This window comes from Phytoactinopolyspora halotolerans (genome assembly GCF_010550675.1).
Classification (GTDB): Bacteria; Actinomycetota; Actinomycetes; order Jiangellales; family Jiangellaceae; genus Phytoactinopolyspora; species Phytoactinopolyspora halotolerans.
Window position 1 is genome coordinate 218,539 of sequence record NZ_JAAGOA010000002.1, and the last position, 14,863, is coordinate 233,401.

The 14,863-nt window shown below is 68.5% G+C and carries 15 protein-coding genes; 9 read left to right on the plus strand and 6 right to left on the minus strand.

The genetic code is table 11. The features are described from left to right. On the plus strand, nucleotides 1–549 hold the full coding sequence (locus G1H10_RS03320) for a CGNR zinc finger domain-containing protein (RefSeq protein WP_163732658.1): 549 nt from the start codon (nucleotides 1–3) through the stop codon (nucleotides 547–549). Nucleotides 550–613: 64 nt separating this feature from the next. Here G1H10_RS03320 and G1H10_RS03325 read toward each other — a convergent pair whose 3' ends face one another. Then, nucleotides 614–1,369, minus strand: coding sequence for a siderophore-interacting protein (locus tag G1H10_RS03325; RefSeq protein WP_246219138.1), 756 nt, complete (start codon nucleotides 1,367–1,369; stop codon nucleotides 614–616). Nucleotides 1,370–1,437: 68 nt separating this feature from the next. Next, the gene (locus tag G1H10_RS03330; RefSeq protein ID WP_163732664.1) at nucleotides 1,438–2,853 is read right to left on the minus strand and encodes a serine hydrolase domain-containing protein; all 1,416 of its coding nucleotides are present in this window, start codon (nucleotides 2,851–2,853) and stop codon (nucleotides 1,438–1,440) included. A 99-nt stretch (nucleotides 2,854–2,952) separates the two neighbouring features. On the opposite strand from G1H10_RS03330, the gene G1H10_RS03335 reads away from it, so the two are divergent. After that, the gene (locus G1H10_RS03335) at nucleotides 2,953–3,720 is read left to right on the plus strand and encodes an SDR family NAD(P)-dependent oxidoreductase (protein ID WP_163732667.1); all 768 of its coding nucleotides are present in this window, start codon (nucleotides 2,953–2,955) and stop codon (nucleotides 3,718–3,720) included. 28 nt (nucleotides 3,721–3,748) lie between these two features. On the opposite strand, the gene G1H10_RS03340 is transcribed toward G1H10_RS03335, so the two are convergent. Together G1H10_RS03340 and G1H10_RS03345 are read right to left on the minus strand one after the other, a co-directional pair. Beyond that, complete coding sequence (locus G1H10_RS03340; protein WP_163732167.1) at nucleotides 3,749–4,432, minus strand: hypothetical protein; 684 nt, start codon at nucleotides 4,430–4,432, stop codon at nucleotides 3,749–3,751. A gap of 59 nt (nucleotides 4,433–4,491) precedes the next feature. Beyond that, the gene (locus G1H10_RS03345; protein WP_163732670.1) at nucleotides 4,492–5,418 is read right to left on the minus strand and encodes a pyridoxamine 5'-phosphate oxidase family protein; all 927 of its coding nucleotides are present in this window, start codon (nucleotides 5,416–5,418) and stop codon (nucleotides 4,492–4,494) included. A gap of 204 nt (nucleotides 5,419–5,622) precedes the next feature. Between G1H10_RS03345 and pyrE the strand changes: the two genes are divergently transcribed. Beyond that, nucleotides 5,623–6,162 carry an orotate phosphoribosyltransferase gene (pyrE, locus tag G1H10_RS03350; protein ID WP_163732672.1) on the plus strand — a complete coding sequence of 180 codons (540 nt, stop codon included), beginning with the start codon at nucleotides 5,623–5,625 and terminating at the stop codon, nucleotides 6,160–6,162. 28 nt (nucleotides 6,163–6,190) lie between these two features. On the opposite strand, the gene G1H10_RS03355 is transcribed toward pyrE, so the two are convergent. Further along, nucleotides 6,191–7,159: a pyridoxamine 5'-phosphate oxidase family protein gene (locus tag G1H10_RS03355; protein ID WP_216852855.1), complete on the minus strand. Its 969-nt coding sequence runs from the start codon at nucleotides 7,157–7,159 to the stop codon at nucleotides 6,191–6,193. A 107-nt stretch (nucleotides 7,160–7,266) separates the two neighbouring features. Here G1H10_RS03355 and G1H10_RS03360 point away from each other — a divergent pair, with 107 nt between their 5' ends. The 3 genes from G1H10_RS03360 to G1H10_RS03370 all read left to right on the plus strand — a co-directional run bounded on the left by G1H10_RS03360 (nucleotide 7,267) and on the right by G1H10_RS03370 (nucleotide 10,279). Continuing rightward, entirely contained in the window at nucleotides 7,267–9,042 is a 1,776-nt protein-coding gene (locus tag G1H10_RS03360; RefSeq protein ID WP_163732675.1) for a carbon starvation CstA family protein, read from the plus strand. Further along, a complete protein-coding gene (locus G1H10_RS03365) occupies nucleotides 9,039–9,473 on the plus strand; it encodes a hypothetical protein (RefSeq protein WP_163732680.1) in 435 nt (144 codons plus the stop codon). The genes G1H10_RS03360 and G1H10_RS03365 overlap by 4 nt, the downstream gene beginning before the upstream one ends. Nucleotides 9,474–9,592: 119 nt before the next feature. After that, nucleotides 9,593–10,279 carry a TrmH family RNA methyltransferase gene (locus G1H10_RS03370; protein WP_163732683.1) on the plus strand — a complete coding sequence of 229 codons (687 nt, stop codon included), beginning with the start codon at nucleotides 9,593–9,595 and terminating at the stop codon, nucleotides 10,277–10,279. A 30-nt stretch (nucleotides 10,280–10,309) separates the two neighbouring features. On the opposite strand, the gene G1H10_RS03375 is transcribed toward G1H10_RS03370, so the two are convergent. After that, nucleotides 10,310–11,359: an SIS domain-containing protein gene (locus G1H10_RS03375; protein WP_163733307.1), complete on the minus strand. Its 1,050-nt coding sequence runs from the start codon at nucleotides 11,357–11,359 to the stop codon at nucleotides 10,310–10,312. Nucleotides 11,360–11,533: 174 nt separating this feature from the next. Between G1H10_RS03375 and G1H10_RS03380 the strand changes: the two genes are divergently transcribed. The 3 genes from G1H10_RS03380 (at nucleotide 11,534) to nhaA (ending at nucleotide 14,823) form a co-directional block, all read left to right on the plus strand. After that, nucleotides 11,534–12,295, plus strand: a complete 762-nt coding sequence (locus tag G1H10_RS03380) for a GntR family transcriptional regulator (RefSeq protein WP_163732686.1) — start codon at nucleotides 11,534–11,536, stop codon at nucleotides 12,293–12,295. A 34-nt stretch (nucleotides 12,296–12,329) separates the two neighbouring features. Then, nucleotides 12,330–13,367, plus strand: a complete 1,038-nt coding sequence (locus tag G1H10_RS03385) for a hypothetical protein (protein ID WP_163732689.1) — start codon at nucleotides 12,330–12,332, stop codon at nucleotides 13,365–13,367. 181 nt (nucleotides 13,368–13,548) lie between these two features. Further along, nucleotides 13,549–14,823, plus strand: a complete 1,275-nt coding sequence (gene nhaA, locus G1H10_RS03390) for a Na+/H+ antiporter NhaA (protein ID WP_216852858.1) — start codon at nucleotides 13,549–13,551, stop codon at nucleotides 14,821–14,823. The last annotated feature ends 40 nt before the right edge of the window (nucleotides 14,824–14,863 follow it).

Sequence of the window (14,863 nt, forward strand, 5' to 3'; positions counted from 1 at the left end):
ATGCTGACCGGTGAGCACCTCGCAATCGATCTGGTGAATACCAGGTCATCGACGCCCGATGGAGAACACGACGTCCTCGCGTCGGCACAGGAATTCGAGGGATGGCTGGCCGCGGAGTCAGATCGGCTCGTGCCGCCGAAGGCGCCGCTGACGATGCCGGAGCTGGCCGCTGTGCGGGAGCTGCGGCGTCACATCGAGACGGCGATCGACGACGTCCGGCACGGCCGGAATGTATCGGCAGGCGTGCTGGAGGCGATCAACGACGCCGCTCAGCGCGCACCGTCATTCGTGCAGCTGACGCTGAAGGACGGCAAGCCGACCGCAGGGACCGCACGAGCCGGCAACGAGCTCGACAAAATCGTCGCGCAGCTGGCCGAGGCTGCGGTCAGCCTGCTCGCCGACCCCAAGGCGGGCACGATCCGCACCTGCGAGGGGCCGGGATGCCGCATGATCTTCCTACCGGCGCACCCCAGACGACGCTGGTGTTCACCTGAGCTGTGCGGGAACCGGGTCCGGGTCGCCCGGTACTACCAACGTCACAAGGGCTGAGCCCGGTGAGCACCGGACGGCCGGCCGCACCATGACCGGTCTGAAAAGTCGATGATCATGGGCCTTAAGAGGGTGACCCGGAGCGGCCGAGGCGCCAGTAGCCGTAGGCGTGGATGTCGGATCGTGCGACGCCGCGCTCCGACCCGGCGAGCCGGCGGATGGCCCGCACCTCCGAAGTCTCGCCGGCCACCCACACCTCCACCCGGCCGTCCGGCCAGGTCAGTTCGCGGACGGACCGTTCGAGCGCACCGGTGCTGCCGGCGGGCGTGCCGTCCCGATGTAGCCAGTGCAGATGGAGGTCGGCTTCGGTGCGCAGCGGTTGCTGCTCCCCGGCGTCGGCCACCTCGACGAACGCGTGCACGCGTAGGCCGGCCGGTGCGACCTCAAGAAGCGCCGCGACGGCAGGCAGCCCGGTCTCGTCGCTGGCGATCACCAAAGCGTCGCCGTCGAACGACGGAACGGCATGCGGCCGCGGGCCGGTGAACGGGATGGTGGCGCCGGGTGCGGCGGCCATCGCCCACCGCACGAACGGCCCGTCACCGTGCAGGACGACGTCGATGTCCAGTCGGCCGCTCTCGTCGTCGTACCGGCGAATGGTGTAAGTGCGGCTCGGCGGGCGGGCGCCGCTGGTGGCACCGGTGGCGACGTCGGCAGGCGGGCTGAGTCGTACGACCTGGTTCGGGCAGTCCGGATCGACGGGGAGATGCGGGACGTCGATCTCGGCGGTGAGCCGGAGCATCTTCGGGGTCACCGGCTCTTTGCCGATCACGCGTAGGAGCCCGCTGGTCTGCCGGGTGTCGGTCCCGGTCGCCTGTCGCATCTGCACCACGCATTGGAGCATAGCCACTGGGGAGTAAACCGTCCCAGGTGTGGCACCCTTCAAGGGCGTCAGCGGAGCGGGTCGCCGACCGAGACGCGTTCCTGAGTGGCGACGGCCGCCGTGATCCGCTCGATCGGGTACGCCGTCGTGGCGCTGCCGCCCCGGACGGAGACGACCTCGGCGCCGGAGAATTCGTAGCGCACCGTCTCTCCGTAGGAGCCGAAGCCGATCCCGCCGACGACGCGCAGCGTGCTGTCGTCCACGACGTCCAGCTTGGTGGTCGGCTGCGTGGGATCGTCGGCCACCGGCCGGAACAGGTAAAGCCGCCGGCCCAGCCTGACCACGTCCTGTACGCCCCACATGGTGGCGAACCGGCCGGTGAACCGGTCGAGATCGACGTCGGACCGGCGCTCGTCGCCGTTCCCGCCCGAGCTCTCCACGGCCAGGTTCACCATCCGGATCAGACCGGATGCCAGCGGCTCGGCCGGGCCGTCGATCGCGTTGGTCAGCACCGAGACGGCCAGCTTGGCCTCCGGATCGAAGTAGGTCTTGGTGATGTGGCCCGGATAGCCGCCGCCGTGGCCGAAGACCCGCCGGCCGCCGATCTCGGCTCGGTCCAGGCCTAGCCCATATTCCCCGTCTGAACCGTCGACCTGCCACTCGGCGCGCTGCATCAGCCGCTTGGACGCATCGGACAGAAGGCGGTCGTCGCCGTGGAAATGGGCGGAGAAGTACCGGACAGCGTCTTGCGCGGTGCTGTAGAAGCCGGTAGCGGCGGACATGGCCGCGGTGTCGACGTGGTCCACAGGGATGCGCCGGTCGGCATACGCCAGGGAGGTGTAGCCGCGGGCGTACTCGCCGGCGCGTGCCGGGTCGTACTCCGGTCCGGTGTCGGCTAGCGAGAGCCGGTCGACGATGTGTCGGCGGACGTAGGTGTTGTAGTCCTGTCCGGATGCGGCGGCGATGATCGAGCCGAGCAGCGAGTAGCCGATGTTGGAGTACTTGAAGCGTTCGTTCGGCGGGATGATGTCCGCCCCGTCGGTCGCGATCTTCCGCAGCGTCGCCTCGTCGGGGAACTCACGGTACAGCTGCCAGAAGTCGCCGTCGTGGCCGTCCCGGACGACGCCGCCGCTGTGGCCGAGCAACTCCCGCACGGTCACGCTGCTCAGCGGGGCGCCATCCAGGAACGGCAGCCAGCGGCGAGCGGCGTCGTCGAGCCGGAGAGTGCCCTGCTCCGCCAATTGCAGGACAGCGGTGGCGGTGAACGTCTTGGAATGCGAGGCGATCCGGAACAGGTGCCGCGGCGTCAGCTCGACACCCGCCTCCACGTCGGCGTGCCCGTACGCCGCGGACAGCAGGATCTCGTCGCCGTGCAGCACGGCCGCCTGGACCCCGGGGATGCGCGAGTACCGCTGCCGGAAGGCCAGCCAGGAATCGAAGTAGCCGACAGCATCGCGGACGGCGGCACGGGAAAGATCAGTCACGGTTGCTCACCCTATCGATCCGTTTGCGTACCTCGGATCGAGGCCCACGGCGCTGACCTTGCCGGACGCGGCACAATGCGGGTCGGTAGGGTGCGAGGTATGCCTACGGCACTGGTCACCGGCCCGACCGCGGGAATCGGGCTGGCGTTCGCGCGCAAGCTCGCGGAGCAGCGGTTCGATCTGGTCCTGGTCGCACGCGACCAGGGACGGCTCGAGGCGACCGCGGACGAGCTCCGGGCGGCGCACGGTGTCGACGTCGAGGTGCTGCCCGCGGATCTGGCGCAGCAGACCGAAGACGTGGAGCTCCGGCTCTCCGACGCCGTTCGGCCCATCGATCTGCTGGTCAACAACGCCGGGCACGCGCTACGCAAGCCGTTTCTCGCCAACGACATCGCCGATGAGGAACAACTGCTCAATGTGCATGTACGCGCGGTGCTGCGGCTCACCCACGCGGCGCTCCCGCCGATGATCGAACGCGGACGGGGCGCCGTGGTCAATGTCAGCTCGGTCGCCGCCTGGACGCCGCGGGGCACGTACAGCGCGGCCAAGGCGTGGACGACGTCGTTCACCGAGGGCCTCGCCGCCCAGCTGAACGGAACCGGCGTCCGCGCCATGGTGCTTGCGCCGGGGTTCACCCGCACCGAGTTTCACGACCGGGCCGCGATGGACATGAGCAGCCTGCCGTCGTGGCTGTGGCTCGACGCGGACAGGTTGGTCGACGTCGCCCTGCGGGATCTGCGCCGCGGCAAGACCGTCTCGGTACCCGGCCCGTTGTACAACGTGGCCGCCGCGATGCTGCCGAGGCTTCCCCGACAAGTGGTCCGGGCCGCCGGTCGCCGCCATCCTGACCAGCGACGCCGGGCCTGATCCGGTGCTGGTCTCGTCCGGTGCTGGCCTAACCCGGTAGCTGGGAGACGGCGTCGCGGATACCGTCGGCCGGATCGGCACCCTCGTGCACGGTCCACCCGCGCGATCGGGCCGAGCGCGCCCAGAACCCGGTGTCACCGCAGCCCGCCGCCGGGTATCCGAGGTGCACGTACGCGCACGGGGCATCGGGCCAGTCGATCGCCGGCGGCAAGGTCTCGGTCCAGAACTGGTGATCCCGGGACCTGGGCGGCGGCCGCTCCGCGCCGCCGGCATCCGCCACCATGGCGACCTGCTCCGGCTCGGGCCACAGGCCGCCGGGTGCATGTAGCCGCTGATGGGCCATGTCCGCCTCGTCCGGTGCGGCGGCCTCGAGCAGATCGAGGTGGCTTGCCTGTCCGGGACGGGGCAGGGTGGCGTCGACGAAGACGTACCCGCCGATGCGCCGGCCGCCTGCACGCTGAGCGCGAGCCAGCGCGGGAAGGAGCGGTCCGGCCGATCCGTGTCCCACGATGACCAGCGGATCCTCGAGCTGTGAGGTGTTCAGCTGCTGCGCGATGGAGGCGAGCCAACCGACGCTGAACGGCGGCGTGTCGGCGGCGTCGACCGGTGCCGTCGCCGTGAAACCCGCATCGCGGAGCGCGGGTACGACGGGCACCCACCAATCGGGCGGGTCGAGCGGTCCGCTTGCCAGTACCAGTGCGCCGGGTCTCACCCCTCCACTCTGCCGCAGGCCCGATCGGTGACGGCAGAGCGGTCGCCATCCGGGATGCCTCAGGAAGGGGCGTAGCCGGCGAACGCCTTCCAGTCGATCTCCGGCGGTTCGAGCCCGCGACGCTCGAGATAGCGCTGGGAGCGCGTGCGTGCATCGGCGATCCATGCCTCGTACGAGTTCGTCTCGTGACCCGACTCGGCTTCTCCGGGAAGCCGCTCGGGCACGAACGTCCACGTGCCGTCGCCGTTCGTGACACGGCCAGCCACGAGCAGTGAGTGCATCTCTCCTGAATGGCCGTTGTGGCGGTGCCACAACAGGTTCGCCTGCCCGGGCCTGCCGGCGAACGGCTGCGTGGGCTGTACCCGGAGATTGCCCGACCCCGGGTCGCCCGTCACGATCGCGCGGGTCGAGAATGGATACCCTCGCTCGTCTCGCGAGCACAGGACGGCGGTCGGATAACGCTGGATGGCATCGGCGATCTGTTCGTTCATCGTGGCGTTCTCGGGTGGGAACGGCTCCCAGGCGCCGCCGAACTCGGCCGCGTCGAATGTGTGGACGTGATCCGGGCCAACTGAGATCGGCAACCGCCAGTAGTACCAGTCCATCGCCTTCCGGGCTTCGTCGTCGGCGAAATCATCGACCAGCTTCGGGTACTTGCGGAACAGCTCTCCCCAGTAGTCGGGGATGTCGTGCGGTGCTGCGACGACGTCGGGCGCCTCCGCGGTTCCCTGCACCAGAACGGCAGGAGCCCCGGAGAGGCCGCTACCGGTGAAGTCCGAGTAGAACAGCGCCACCCTGGCGTCGCGCCGGATGTTGAACACCTTCTGCGGGGTGGCCAGCGGCGTGGTGAGGAAGACACGTCCGGTTCCCGGCATCCACGTCGCCGCCATCGGCCTGGTGTTCACCCCGCCGTCCTTGGTGATCGTGCTCAACTCGAGCACGCGCACGTCCTTCAGAACCCTCACCAGGTCCGGATCCATCGGCATAGAACATCCTCCATCTAGGTAGGTCTGTCGTCATCACAGCGAGCGGCCACTCGCACTCGTAACGTTAGAACCTCAACTAATCTTGAGGTAAAGTCTTCGTAGTGCACGCTCTACCTGCGTTTTTGTGGTAGGTGCGGCTTGTGGAGCTGCCGCCGGTGGTGACGGTCGAGGCCCTGACGACGGGTCGCGACTACGCTCAGGGATGTGAATGCGCGGGACGAACTCAGACAGCACATCAATCAGAAGGCGATCGTGCGCGGCGCCGTTGTGCTCTCCTCCGGCAAGGAGGCGGACTACTACGTCGATATGCGCCGCATCACGCTCGACGGAGCGGCGGCCCCGCTGGTCGGCGAAGTGATGCTCGACCTCACCGACGGTTTGGCGTACGACGCCGTGGGCGGCCTTACTCTGGGCGCAGACCCGGTGGCGACGGCCATGATGCACGCCGCTCACCGGCGCGGACAGCGTCTGGACACGTTCGTCGTCCGCAAAGGTGAGAAGCAGCACGGCCTGCGCCGTCAGATCGAGGGGCCGGGAGTCGAAGGCCGGCGCGTGCTGGCCGTCGAAGATACGTCCACGACGGGCGGCAGCGTACTGACGGCTGTCGAGGCGCTGCGCAAAGCAGGGGCGGACGTGGTCGCTGTGGCCGTGATCGTCGACCGCGACACCGGCGCACGCGAGCGGATCGAAGCGGAAGAACTGGAGTATCGCGCCGCCTACGGCGTCGCCGACCTCGACCTCTAGTAGTGGAACGTGGTCGCGCGTCAGTGGGTCAGTCAGTCAGCCCGGTGCGGCAGGCCCTCTCCAGTCGGCGATGACGCTGGAATCGCCGCCACACGCCCGGCGACGCTTCCAACGACGTGCGATGCGGCCACTCCTCGACGTGCAACGCATCGTGGATCATCGCGCCCCGTGTGAGCCACGGTGTCCAGCGCTCCAGATCGGGCACGGAGAAATCGTGCCCCAGCAGGGTCGCCGGGCCGTCGGGCAGCGCGTTTCCGGCCAAGCTGACGATGCGCAGAATGCCGGGACGCCCCTGTTCGGCGGGGGTGCTGGTGTGTACGAGGCCATGGCCAGCCACCTCAGCGCCGTCGGCCGCTTCAGGGTCGTCGTCGCCGACTCTGACCGTGTCCACCATGAGGCCTGTGTGGTTGGCCTGCCGCGGCGCGACGGCGAGGACGTGGCCGGTACCGTCGGCGCGCGCGGCGACCGGCGTCGCGTCCATGACCTCGAGAACGAGGATCAGCCGCGGCAGGAACCACCAGTGCTCCCGGCGGAGCAGCGGCGAATCGGCGTATGTGCGCGAGGGCGGATATTTCCGCAGCTCCTGAGCGAGTAGCCGGTCGACGAAGAGCTCGCCGGAACGGTCTTCGACCAGCCGGAACCGGCCACTCAAGGCCAGCGGGCGCCAGTGGGAGCCGGCCATGCGAGTATCGGAGAGCACCAGGCACACGCGGGACGCAGCCGCCAGCGTGCGCGCCAGCTCGTGTTCGGCGTACGTGTACGCGACGGCCGGCGCCGTATCGAGCCATAACGGCGTCACCGGCCGCGCACCGGGCTGCCCGGCCGGCCCCAGCCAGGCGAGCTCGGCGACCGAGGCAGCCTGGACGGCTTTGCGGGTCTCGTCGTCGCTTGTCAGGGCGTGTCTCCAGGATGCGCGAGTCCCAGCATCATAGGACGATTCCTTGATCGGCGACGATCGCGTGGATGGTGAACAGGGGTACGCCCGCTGAGCGTCCATCCGCGACCGAAGTTGCTATTGACCGTGAAGGTGACGTACGCCATAGTGCGGTCAAGGCACATGTCACCCGGTCATTGGGGGAGGCCGAGGCCAGTCAAGGAGGACTGATGCCCGCCGTCGTCGTCGCCGTCGCGGTCTTCGCACTGTTCGCACTCGGGTTCATCTATTACTCGAGGTACCTGGCGGACAAGGTATACGCCCTCGATCCGGAACGCACCACCCCCGCGCACGAGTTCGCCGACGGGGTGGACTTCGTCCCGACCAACAAACACGTGCTCTTCGGGCACCATTTCACCTCGATCGCCGGTGCGGCACCGATCGTCGGCCCGGCTATCGCGGTGTTCTGGGGCTGGGGTCCGGCGCTCGCCTGGATCGTGCTCGGAACCATCTTCGCTGCCGGGGTGCACGACTTCGGTGCGCTGGTCGTCTCGGTCCGGCACAAGGCGCGCAACATCGGCACTCTGACCGCCGATGTGATCAGCAAGCGATCCAGGGTGCTCTTCCTGTGCGTGATCTTCTTCTTGCTGACCCTGGTAAATGCCGTCTTCGCGGTCGTCATCGGGAACCTGTTCGTGGCGAATCCGGGCGCGGTGATCCCGATCTTCGTCGAGATCCCGCTGGCCATCGCCATCGGGCAGTACATCTATCGCACGCGCAGTCCGGCGCTGGTGCCGTCGATCGTCGGCGTCATCCTGCTGTATTTCCTGATCTGGGTCGGCAGCGAGGTCCCGATCGAGATCGACGGCCTCGCCGACGCGCTCGGCTTCGGCCAGACCCGCGACCTGTGGGTCGTGATCATGTTCGTGTACACGTTCATCGCGTCCCGGCTGCCGGTGTGGCTGTTGCTGCAGCCGCGCGACTACATCAACTCGCACCAGTTGTTCATCGCGTTGGCGGTCACCTTCGTGGGCGTGCTGGTCGGGTGGGACACCATGGTGGCGCCCGCGCTGAACGACGTCCCGGATGGCTCGCCGAGCATCTTCCCGTTCCTGTTCATCACGATCGCGTGCGGGGCGATCTCGGGTTTCCACTCCCTCGTATCATCCGGTACGACGTCGAAACAGCTCGCCAACGAGCGCGACGCCCGGCACGTCGGGTACCTCGGGGCGCTCGGCGAAGGAAGCCTGGCACTGGCGTCGGTGCTGGCGGTGAGCGCGGGCGTGGCCGCCACGCGTGTGGAGTGGGACGAGCTCTACGCCACGCACGCCGACGCCTCGGGTGGGGCCACCGGCAACTTCGTCAACGGGATCGCGCAGTTCGCGAACAACCTCGGGGTGGAGTTCCAGCTGGCCACCGTGTTCGCTGCGGTGGTGGTGGTGTCTTTCGCGGCGACGACGATGGACACCGGTATCCGACTGCAGCGGTACATCGTGCAGGAGATCTCCACGATGCTGGGCTGGACGAGGCTGGCCCGCAGTCTGACTCTGGCCGGGCTTGTCGCGGTCGTCGTCCCGTTGGCCCTGGCTCTCGTGCCGGGCGACGGTGACGCGGGGTACACGTTCGGCACGCTGTGGCGGCTGTTCGGCACCACCAACCAGCTCACCGCCGGCCTGGCACTGGCTGTGATCGCGGTGTGGGTGACGCGGAACCGCCGCAACCCGCTGGCGGCCGTCATCCCGCTCGCGTTCTTGCTGATCATGACCAGCTGGGCGTTGTTCATCCAGTTCTTCGAGTTCATCGACGAGGGCGAGTGGGTGCTGGCGCCGCTGGACGCGATCATCTTCGTCCTCGCCGTCTGGCTGATCGTCGAGGCGATCGGCGCGATGCGCCGGACCGTGGCCGAGCGTCGTGCCGCCACGCCGATCGGTGACGCGGACAGCGACGGCGGTACGGGCCAGGCGGTCGCCGAGACAGAGCAGCGCCCGCGGGAGGACGGGCAGTGAGGGTTCTGCTGATCCGGCCATGGGACATGTCCGACGGGGTCGGTGCGGGATGCTGCAGCGGCGGATCGGCGAAGGGCCTGTGCATCGAGCCGGAGCACCACCCGCCGCGCGGTGGGACCCGCAATATCGAGCGGACCGGTTGGGCGCCGCTGGCTGAGGTATACCGGGCGTTGCGCGACGGCCTGCCCGCCGACGCGGAGGTGGAGATCGTCGACCCGCGCAATCACTCCTTCCTGCTGCCGGTGCTCGTCCGGGATCTCCGGCGACGTGGCATCGGCTGGTGGAGTGCCTTGCGCGCCGCGATCCGTGCCCCCGCGTATGCGGCGATCATCGTCGACGGCGTCGTGGTGAGTTCCGGGGAGTTACCGAGCCGGGACGAGGCGTTGCGTGTGGTTCGTGCGGCAGCCGCCCCAGACGGCGAGCGGGTGTAGCCTTCCGCACCACGTATGCGTTGCTCCCACTGCTCGGCGGCGACACCAAGCTTCCTTGCTGCCACCACGACAGCACCATGCCTCCTTGCGGCCGAGGCCGGACAGCACCAAGGAAGCATATGGCTCCGCTGGCGCTACGGTGGTCTGTCGTGGAGCAGAGTGGCCCGGAGCGCCGGGATCCGGAGGACCAGAACGGTGACGAGAACCTGAGCCTGGGCGTGGGGCCGTGGGCAGGGCCCTGGCCCGACGATCCGCGGCTTGATCCCGAGCTGCTCGAGCACGGTGACCGGCGCAACGTCGTCGATGAGTACCGCTACTGGCGGCACGAGGCGATCGTCGAGGATCTGGATCGGCGGCGGCACCCGTTCCACGTCGCGATCGAGAACTGGCAGCACGACTTCAACATCGGATCGGTAGTCCGGACGGCCAACGCGTTTCTCGCGGCCGAGGTGCATATCGTCGGGCGGCGACGGTGGAACCGGCGGGGTGCGATGGTGACCGACCGGTATCAGCACGTCCGACACCACCCCGACCTGGCGGAACTGGCGACGTGGGCGCACACCCGCGACCTGCCCGTGCTGGGCATCGACAACCTGCCCGGATCGGTGCCGCTGGAGACCTACCGGCTACCGCGTGCCTGTGTGCTGTTGTTCGGACAGGAGGGGCCGGGACTCTCCGAGGCGGCTCGGAAGCACGTCGACGTCTGCCTGTCGATCGCTCAGTTCGGCTCCACGCGCTCGATCAACGCGGGTGCGGCCGCCGCGATCGCGATGCACACGTGGATCGTCCAGCACGCCGAACCATGATCATGAACACTAACCGTTCACATGGCACGGTTAGTGTTCATGATCATCGGAGGGGTCGGTCTGGGTGACCTTGTTCAGGCCGCGCGGCGCGTCCGGGTTGAGTCCCAGTCGGCGCGCCAGCGTCTCGACGATCAGCTGCGCCGGCACGATGAGCGCCAGCGGGGCGATGAGCTCCGGCAGCGCCGGGCCCGCCACATGCACGTCCACGGCGTCGGCGAAGCCGTCGTCCCCGCCGATGCCGATGACCGAGGCCGCACCGCGGTTATCAAGGTCGTGCGCGAGATCGGTCATACCGGACACCATCGGGCCGTCGGCCGCGGACAGCAGCAGCGCGACGTGTTCGGCATCCACCACCGCGATCGGGCCGTGCCGGAGGTCGGCGTAGGAAAGGCCGCGCACCGGCCGTAGGCAGGTCTCCTCGATCTTCAGCGCGGCCTCCAGCGCGGTGCCGAACACGATGCCGCGCCCACTGACCAGAGCTTCGGCGGTCGAGGCCAGCTGCTCCGCTGCATCCTCCACGCCGGCGCGCTGCGTGATCAGTCGCTCCACCTCGTCCGGTACCTGGTCCAGATCGCGGTCCAGCGCCTCAGGTTCCGGTGCCAGCGCCCCGGCCAGCACCGCCATCGCCGCCAGCTGCGCGGTGTAGGACTTGGTGGCCGGAACGGCGATCTCGGTACCGGCCTGGGTGACCAGAGCGACGTCCGCGGCACCGGCCAGCGAGCTGCCGCCGTCGTTGGTGACCGCGACCGTACGCGCGCCGCGTTCGGCGGCCCATGCTTGGGTCTCGACGATCTCCTGGGTCTCGCCGGACTGTGAGACACAGACCACCAACGCCTCGGACAGGTCGAGCTGTGCGTGGTAGTGCGTGGCCACGCTCGGCGCGGCCAAGCCGCTGGCGATGCCGGCATGCACCTCGAGCAGATAGCGGCCGTAGATGGCGGCGTTGTCCGATGATCCGCGGGCGACGAAGAGCACCATCCGTCGGTCGGCGGCCAGCTTGCGTAGCGCCGTCCGTTCGGGCCGGAGGGATTCGATCGTCCGCGCCAGGGCCGCCGGCTGCTCGGCGATCTCACGCGCCATCGTGGTCGTGGACTCGGTCACGTGCTTCCTCTCGGCAGGTTGATCCCACATTGTCCAGGCGGAGACCTTGACATCGCTACTCCTCACGCATCATCGTAAGGGGCACCAGGTTGTCAGAACCAGTACAGACCACTGGTTCAGGTTCCGGGTAAGAGCCTGTTCGGAGCTGAGGACATGGGCTCTAGGAGGAACGGTGCGGTGAACGTCGTCGATGGTCCGGTGCCCAAGCATCGCCAGCTGCGAGACATCCTGCTGGCCATGGTCGAGGGGGAACTCGTCCCGGACGCTCCGATTCCGTCCGAGCGCGAGCTGGTGCAGCGTTTCGGCGTCAGCCGGGCGACGGTCCGCGAAGCGGTGGGCCGGCTGGTATCGGAAGGGCGCCTGTATCGCGTCCGTGGCAAGGGGACGTTCGTCGCTGCTCCGAAGGTCGAGTCCCAGATGCACCTGGCCTCGTTCACCGAAGACATGCGGCGTCGTGGACATAAGCCGTCGACCGTGGTGCTCGGCGCGGACGAGACGGTGGCGCCGCCGCCGGCGCGTGCCGCCCTCGGCCTGGACGTCACCGACCGGGCGTTCCGGATCGAGCGGCTGCGTTCCGCCGACGGCGCGCCGATGGCGCACGAAGTGTCCTGGCTTCCCGCCGCGCCCCTCCCGGACCTGCTGGAACGCGACCTGATGAGCTCGATCTACTCCATCCTCGCGCACGATTACGGGCGGGTTCTGGACTCGGCCGCGCAGACCGTCTGGGCCGAAGGCGCCGATCCGCTGCGCGCTCGTCTGCTCCGGGTGCCGCCGGCTGCGCCGTTGCTCGTATTCCGGAAGACGTCGTACGCCTCCGGGCGGCCGATGGAACACGTGACGTCCTGGTACCGGGCCGACCGCTACCAGGTGCACATGACCCTGGACAGCGCACTACACGGACACCGGCCGACGTAGAAGCCACGCCCGCTGCCGTGAGAAGCTGGCTCTCATGGGCCTATTTCGACGCAGGACCGCCCGTGCGGTCGATCCGCGCCCGGCCATCGCCGACTTCTGGTCCTGGTGGGCCGCGAACCGCGGGGACGTCGTCAAGGCGGTCGAGGAGGATCGTAGCGACGACGCGCTCAGGATGCTCCAGCCGCTGGTGGCGGCGCTGGACGAGCGGCTGAGCTGGCAGATCGGCGGCAGCGGCAGCAAGCGGTTCGCGCTGGTCCTCTCCAGTGCGGGCGAACCAGAACTGCGCGGGGTCGCCGAACGATGGATGATGGCGGCGCCGGACGACCCCGAGGTCGAGTTCCTCTCCACGCGGAAGCGCGATCCGTCCGTGTTCGGCTCGACGCTCAAGGTCGACGATTATGACTTCGACATGAGCGAGCTGGAGGTCGGCGCGCGGGTGGACACCTCGTCGGGCAAGGTCGACGTGGTCGTGCACCATCCCCTGTTCACCCTGGTCGATCACGACCACCGGCTGCACGTCGGTTTCGTCGGGCTGGATGCGGCGCTCGGTGAGACGGACGTCGAACGCTGGATCGGCTCGGTCGATGTCGCCGTGGACCGGCCGATCGACGCCATCCCGATGGCCTCGCTCAGCGACGTGGTCGATCAACTCTCCTCGGCCGGGAGCGGCGAGTGGGCGGCGATGGAAGGCCGAGGGCCCCGCGGCCCGGTGTTCGCCATCATCCGCCGGTCCGTCGGCCGGCACTCGCATCCGCTCGCCGACACGCACGTCGCCGTCGTTCTCGGGTACGACGCCGCCGGGAACGGCATGCCGGCGGATCCCACCATCTCCACCGACATCGAGGAGCTGGAGGGGCAGATCGTCGACGCCTGGGGTGGCGAGGGCCCGCGGATCGTCCATGTGGGACATGTCACTGGTGGAGGGCAGGTCGTGGCGCATTTCTACGTCGACGGCCTGGAGATCGACGCGGAGGCGATCAGGCCCGTACTCGGGGGATGGAGCCGGGGCAAGACGTCGATCGCCACGTCCCACGATCCCCGTTGGGAACACGTGGCAGCGTTCATGCGCTAGAACGAAGATCGCTACCGTTCGCGTAGAATCAGCCACGGGTGTGCCGGGAAGTCTGGTCGGCGTTGAGTCTGTCCGTGATGCCCGTTCCAAGACCTAAGGTGGTATCCCTGTGAATCGCCCTGCCTCCTCCCGCTTGTTCGGTCGGATACCGTGGCCGGAGGCGCGCTACTTGGCGTCCATCATGAGGAATGAGACCACGGGCGGGTTCCTGATGCTCGGGGCCGCCGTCCTGGCCTTGGTGTGGGCGAACGTCGCATCCGGTTCCTATACGACGTTGTCGGAGACGACCATCGGGCCGTCGGCGATCCATCTCGACCTCGATCTGGCGCACTGGGCGGCGGATGGGCTGCTCGCCATCTTCTTCTTCGTCGTCGGTCTGGAACTCAAGCGCGAGCTGATCGTCGGGAGCCTGCGCAGGCCGGCGGCGGCTGCGTTGCCGATCATCGCAGCCATCTGCGGCATGGTCGGGCCGATTCTCGTGTTCACCCTGTTCAACACGATCGGTGACGGCGACATGCGCGGCTGGGCCGTGCCGACCGCGACGGACATCGCGTTCGCGCTCGCCGTACTCGCGGTCATCGGCTCCAGGCTGCCGGCGGCGCTGCGGGCATTCCTGCTCACGTTGGCCGTCGTCGACGATCTGCTGGCCATCACCATCATCGCGGTGGCGTTCACCTCCGGCCTGGAGTTCTTGCCGCTGGCCGGCGCGGCGGCCATCCTCGTCGTTTATTACCTGCTCCAGCGGCGGGACCTCGGCGGGTGGTGGATCTACGTCCCGATGGGTGTGGTCGCATGGGCGTTGATGCACGAGAGCGGCGTGCATGCGACCGTGGTCGGCGTGGCATTCGGCCTGCTGACCAGAGCGCATCACCGCGAAGGAGAGCGGGAGGCGCCGGCCGAACGAGTCGAGCACCAGGTGCGGCCGTATTCGGCCGTGATCTGTGTGCCGATCTACGCGTTCTTCGCCGCGGGCGTCACCATATCCGGCGAGTCGTTGCGCGAGGCCTTCACCGAGGCGCTCCCGTTGGGTGTCACGTTCGGCTTGGTCGTGGGTAAAGGCGTCGGCATCTTCCTCGGCACCTATCTGGCCGCCAAGTTCTCCAAGGCGCAGCTGAGTGACCGGTTGGCCTGGAGCGACATCTTCGGTCTCGGGCTGCTCGCCGGCATCGGATTCACGGTCTCGTTGCTGATCGGCGAGCTGGCGTTCCGCGGCGACGAGGAGGTCACGGACATGGTCAAGATGGCCGTGCTGCTCGGCTCGTTGATCTCGGCCGTGCTGGCGACGTTCGTGCTCGGCGCCCGCAACCGCGCATATCGCACCATCCACGAGGAGGAGACGCGCGACAGCAACCTGGACGGCATCCCGGACGTGTACCAGGACGAGGGCGAGCTGGAGGCGGAGTCCGGTGAGCACGGCTCGCGATCGACGGTCTCCGACTCCGAATCGGGACAGTGACGGCGGCACGGCTGGACGACGTTATCTCCGGCTAACCCGG

Coding starts and splice junctions, on each gene's coding strand:
- G1H10_RS03320 (WP_163732658.1), top strand. CDS start 1: ATGCTGACCGGTGAGCACCTCGCAATCGATCTGGTGAATACCAGGTCA.
- G1H10_RS03325 (WP_246219138.1), bottom strand. CDS start 1,369: ATGCGACAGGCGACCGGGACCGACACCCGGCAGACCAGCGGGCTCCTA.
- G1H10_RS03335 (WP_163732667.1), top strand. CDS start 2,953: ATGCCTACGGCACTGGTCACCGGCCCGACCGCGGGAATCGGGCTGGCG.
- G1H10_RS03345 (WP_163732670.1), bottom strand. CDS start 5,418: ATGCCGATGGATCCGGACCTGGTGAGGGTTCTGAAGGACGTGCGCGTG.
- G1H10_RS03355 (WP_216852855.1), bottom strand. CDS start 7,159: ATGGACGCTCAGCGGGCGTACCCCTGTTCACCATCCACGCGATCGTCG.
- G1H10_RS03360 (WP_163732675.1), top strand. CDS start 7,267: ATGCCCGCCGTCGTCGTCGCCGTCGCGGTCTTCGCACTGTTCGCACTC.
- G1H10_RS03370 (WP_163732683.1), top strand. CDS start 9,593: ATGGCTCCGCTGGCGCTACGGTGGTCTGTCGTGGAGCAGAGTGGCCCG.
- G1H10_RS03375 (WP_163733307.1), bottom strand. CDS start 11,359: ATGGCGCGTGAGATCGCCGAGCAGCCGGCGGCCCTGGCGCGGACGATC.
- G1H10_RS03380 (WP_163732686.1), top strand. CDS start 11,534: ATGGGCTCTAGGAGGAACGGTGCGGTGAACGTCGTCGATGGTCCGGTG.
- G1H10_RS03385 (WP_163732689.1), top strand. CDS start 12,330: ATGGGCCTATTTCGACGCAGGACCGCCCGTGCGGTCGATCCGCGCCCG.
- nhaA (WP_216852858.1), top strand. CDS start 13,549: ATGAGGAATGAGACCACGGGCGGGTTCCTGATGCTCGGGGCCGCCGTC.